Origin of the sequence: Nonomuraea sp. SBT364 (assembly GCF_001083785.1) — a bacterium.
GTDB lineage: Bacteria > Actinomycetota > Actinomycetes > Streptosporangiales > Streptosporangiaceae > Nonomuraea.
Window position 1 is genome coordinate 1 of the sequence record NZ_LAVL01000311.1, and the last position, 3,525, is coordinate 3,525.

General features: G+C 72.7%; 2 protein-coding genes and 1 pseudogene. 1 reads left to right on the forward strand and 2 read right to left on the reverse strand.

The window, feature by feature from the left end:
- Window positions 1-179 precede the first annotated feature (179 nt).
- Window positions 180-839 (reverse strand): FadR/GntR family transcriptional regulator, encoded by a 660-nt coding sequence (locus ADY59_RS46820; RefSeq protein WP_049577701.1) that lies wholly within the window; start codon window positions 837-839, stop codon window positions 180-182.
- A 93-nt stretch (window positions 840-932) separates the two neighbouring features.
- Here ADY59_RS46820 and ADY59_RS46825 point away from each other — a divergent pair, with 93 nt between their 5' ends.
- On the forward strand, window positions 933-2,864 hold the full coding sequence (locus ADY59_RS46825) for a Xaa-Pro dipeptidyl-peptidase (protein ID WP_156326171.1): 1,932 nt from the start codon (window positions 933-935) through the stop codon (window positions 2,862-2,864).
- Window positions 2,865-2,964: 100 nt separating this feature from the next.
- Here ADY59_RS46825 and ADY59_RS52170 read toward each other — a convergent pair.
- A pseudogene (locus tag ADY59_RS52170) lies at window positions 2,965-3,525 on the reverse strand (hypothetical protein); the annotation flags it as partial.

The window sequence follows — 3,525 nt, forward strand, 5'->3', positions numbered from 1 at the left end:
GGCCGGGGCCGCCGGTGGGGAGGGAAGCGGGTTCCCGCCCTACGCGCTGCTGATCGCCGCCGCCGGCGGGGCGCTCCTGGCCCTGGCCGCCGTACGGGTGCCGCGCCGCCGGCACGACCCCGGGCCGCCGGTGGACGACAAGAGCGACACCATCACCATCGGCGGCTGAGGAGGCGCCGTCAGAGGTCGCGCTCCTGGCGGTCGAGGATGCCGACCGAGACCCCGATGGCCGCCGCGGCGTCGCCCGCCTCGATGGCCGCCAGCAGGTCGTGGTGGGAGGTGTCGGGCCGCAGCGCGGCCTGCCCCAGGTCGCGGACGCTGTCGCGCAGCGACTCGCTCATGCTCCGGTAGAGGTCGCCGAGCAGCGGGTTGTGGGCCGCGTCCGCGACGTGCAGGTGGAAGGCGACGTCCGCGTCGGCGAAGGCGTCGAGGTCGCCCGCCTCGGCGGCGGCGTCGCGGCGGGCCAGCGCCTCCCGCATGCCGGCCAGGTCGTCGGCCGTGCGCTGGGCGGCGGCCAGCCGGGCGGCGACCAGGTCCAGGCCGCGCCGCACGTCGATGATGTCCATCGCCGCCGCCCGGTCCAGCCGTCGGCGCAGCGCCACCTGCGACTCGTCGGTCGCCGTCACGTAGGTGCCGTCGCCCTGCCGGGTGGCCAGCAACCCGGCGTGGGCCAGCACCCGCAGCGCCTCGCGCACCGACAGACGGCTCATGCCGAGCGTCTCGGCGAGCCGGCTCTCGGAGGGCAGCTTGGTGCCCACCGGCCACGCGCCGCTGGTGATCTGGTCGCGCAGCTGCTCGATGGCGGCGTCCACCAGTGATGTCCGAGCCACGTTCCGCATGCCTATCCTCTCGACCCGCATGGTCAGATCTTGTCAGGCTTCCGGGCTTCTGAGAGATTGCTCGTACTTTTGGTACAGCCACGGAGGTCACGCGTGCCACAATTACGCCCGGCCCTCATCGCCGCTGCCCTCATGGTGGGCGCGGCTACCAGCACAGCGAATCCCGCCGGCGCGGCGACCGGACCCGCCGTCACCGTCGAGAACGGCCGAACGCAGCCGGTCTTCTCCTACGCCGACGCGATCCGCGAGCACGTGTACGTCGAGTCCACGGTCGACAGCGACGCCGACGGCCGGCTCGACCGGGTGCGCGTCGACGTCATCCGGCCCAAGGAGTCGGGCCCCGGCCTCCGGGTCCCGGTGATCATCGACGAGAGCCCGTACTACGACAACTCCGGACGCGGCAACGAGGGGGAGCGGAAGCAGTACGGAGCCGACGGCAACGTCACGAAATTCCCCCTGTTCTACGACAACTACTTCGTGCCGCGCGGCTACGCCGTCCTGAACGTCGACATGCTCGGCACCACCCGCTCCGACGGCTGTCCCGACGTCGGCGGGAAGGCCGACGTGCTCGGCGGCAAGGCGGTCATCGACTGGCTGAACGGCCGCGCCAAGGCCTACCGGGCCGACGGCAGCCCGGCCGTGGCCGACTGGACCACCGGCAAGTCCGCGATGATCGGCAAGTCGTACGACGGCACGCTCGCCAACGCCGTGGCCGCCACCGGCGTGCGCGGCCTGGAGACGATCGTGCCCATCTCGGCGATCAGCTCCTGGTACAAGTACCAGCGCTCCAACGGGGTCGTCTACAACTACGACTACGCTTCCTGGCTGGCCAACTACGTCGACACCGACCCCGAGGCCAAGTGCCAGGCGGTGCGCGACCGGATGGACGCCGGCGACGGCGACGCCACCGGTGACTACAACCCCTTCTGGGCCGAGCGCGACTACCTCGACGGCCTGCTCGGCGACGCCTCCAAGGTGCGGGCCAGCGTCTTCGTCGTCCACACGACCAACGACCTGAACGTCAAGCCGGACAACTTCTCCACCTGGTGGCAGGAGCTGGCCGAGCGGAAGGTGCCGCGCAAGATCTGGGTCGGCCAGTACAGCCACGTGGACCCGTTCGACTTCGAGGGCCGGCGGGACGTGTGGGTGGACACGTTGCACCGCTGGTTCGACCACTGGCTGCACGGCGTGCGCAACGACATCATGCGCGAGCCGCGGGCCGACGTGCAGGTCGGGCCCACCCAGTGGATCACCCAGCGCGACTGGCCGGCGCCGCACGCCGCCGGGCTGACGCTCCGGCCCGCCGCCGACGGCACGCTCGGGCTGCGGCCCGACCGCCGCGCCACCGCGACGTTCACCGACGTGGCCATGACCGAGTCGGACATGGTGTCCGACGTCGGCACGGCCAAGCCGGGGCGGGTGGCGTACACCACCGGCGAGCTGCCGGTCGACCTGCGCCTGTCCGGCACGCCGGTCGCCGACCTGCGGGTCAAGCTCGACCGGCCCGCCTCGAACCTGACCGCCCTGCTCGTCGACTTCGGCGACGACACCCGTCTCGACTGGCGGCGCGGCCAGGGCGTCACCACGATCGCCGAGGAGGACTGCCACGGTGAGAGCACCGCGGCCGACGACGGCTGCTACAAGAAGGTCGTCACCAACGTGGCGAACCGGCCGGTGGAGATCGTCGCCCGCGGCTGGATCGACGTCCGCAACCGCCATTCGCCCAGCCGGCCGTCGCCGCTGCCCGTCGGGAAGTACGCCCAGGTCAAGTGGCAGACGCTGCCGCACGACTACACCTTCAGGAAGGGGCACAGGATCGGGCTGGTGATCGCGGGCACCGACGCCTCCTACAGCGCCGAGACCGGCACCGGGGCCGGCGTCACGGTCGACCTGTCCAGGAGCGGCGTGACCGTCCCCGTCGTGCTCGGCACCCCGCTGGGCGACGTGCCGAAGGACACCGCCAGGTTCCTCGGGCCGCGTGAGCTGACGCTGCCGGAGCCGGAGCCCGGGTTCTCCTTCTTCTGACAGGTGACGGCGTTCTGACAGGTGATGGCCTGACAAGTGACGGCCCCGGGCATGCCGCCCGGGGCCGTCACGCGTGGCTGGTGCATCATGCTTGCCTGTTTCACTCGCCCTTAGGGCAATTGCTCCAGTAACCGCCTCCGTTCCTGTCGGGGATGAACGCTCCTCTGTTGGTGGTGACGGTCCACGACACGATCATGGTGAGGGTGCCGTCGCCGGCGGTGGTGCCCTCCGTGGTCTGCCCGTCGCCGGTGGCGGTCCCCGACCAGCCGACCGTGATCACGCCCGACTCGGTCACGGGCGGCCCCGCGCACCCCGGCCGCTCGGCGGGCGCGCGTACGGCGAAGGTGTTGCCGTCGACGGTGATGCCGTTCGTCCCGGAGAACGAGGTGACCCGGCAGGCGCCGGTGCAGGTGAGCCTGAACCTGCCGGTCCGCCCCTCGCCCAGCTGCACGGACGCGGGCGAGAGCCGCGCCACCGGCGGCCCGGGCGCCGCCAGCGCCTTCCCCCGCGCCCCGGCAGTCGGCTCCGCGGCAGGCTCCCGGGTCCGCGCCTGCGCTGTCGGGCCGGCGGCGGGCTCCCCGGCTCGCGCCTGCGCGTCGGGGTCGGCGGCGGGTTCGCCGGTACGTGCTTGCGCGTCGGGGTCGGTGGCCGGGGCCTGGGG